Source organism: Halorubrum amylolyticum (assembly GCF_004114995.1).
GTDB lineage: Archaea > Halobacteriota > Halobacteria > Halobacteriales > Haloferacaceae > Halorubrum > Halorubrum amylolyticum.
Genome location: NZ_SDJP01000024.1, coordinates 45,896 through 46,840 on the forward strand (window position 1 = coordinate 45,896; position 945 = coordinate 46,840).

Here is a 945-nt window from a genome sequence, read left to right on the forward strand (position 1 = left end):
CGGGGTCCACTCCTCGAAGACGTTGTACTGCAGCGTCGTGATGTCCTGGAACTCGTCGATGATCAGGTAGTCGACGTTCGGCACCAGCGAGCGCTGCGCGACGCGTTCGAGCATGTCCGCGAAGCCGACCAGGTCGTGGTCGCCCTTGTAGCCGCGCCACGCGCGGATCGTCTCGGGGATGTCGATCCGGTCGTCGTCGGAGGGCCACGTCGGCGTGTACTTGTTCCCCTGCTGGGCGTTGGGGTCCTCCTCGGGCGGGAGCCGGACCTCCTCGACGTTCCACTGGAAGGGCACGTCGTACCAGTCGGCCACGTCGCGCTCGGTGCGCTGGAGCCACTGCGAGGTGGCGATGATCTTGTTGCCGATCGTCGTCGACCGCGCGGTCCGGCGCCCGGCGCCGCCGTGCTGGTCCTCGAACTCGACGCCGTACTCCTCGCAGAACGCCTCCTTGTCGTCATCACCGACCACGTCGCCGCGCGAGAGGTCGAGCAGCTCGTACGCCTTCGCGTGCATGGTACAGACGTTCCCCTGGAGGCTGCGCGGGGAGATGTCGAGCCGCTCGGCGAGTCGCTCGCGGATCTCGGCGGCGGCCGCGCGCGTGTACGAGACGACGAGCACGTCGCGGACATCGGCGTCGTCGTCCTCGAGAATCCCCTCGACGCGGTCCAGGAGCGCGGTGGTCTTCCCGCTGCCCGGACCGCCGAACAGTCGCGTCACCGTGGGATCGGTCATTGGTTACTCCTGATCCCGACTCTCCTTAAACGCGGTGGCTCGGGCCGTTCCGGAGGGAACGCCCCGTTGGATCGCCGACATGCTCGTTGTCGAGCCGTCGGCGCTCAGTTGCTTCGCGTCGCGCGCGCCTCGCGCACGTCGGCGCCGTCGCGGACGAGGTCCTCGCAGGCGGGGCAGACCCGAGGCCGATCGACCTCGTTCGGCGTGAACACC

2 protein-coding genes are annotated in these 945 nt (G+C 68.8%); both read right to left on the reverse strand.

The window, feature by feature from the left end; genetic code table 11:
* A partial coding sequence (locus tag ESO89_RS14325) for a UvrD-helicase domain-containing protein (protein ID WP_164932808.1) occupies positions 1–732 on the reverse strand: 732 nt, incomplete at its 3' end.
* A 104-nt stretch (positions 733–836) separates the two neighbouring features.
* Positions 837–945 (reverse strand): DUF7563 family protein (locus tag ESO89_RS19525; RefSeq protein WP_449404944.1); only part of this gene is annotated, 109 nt, incomplete at its 5' end.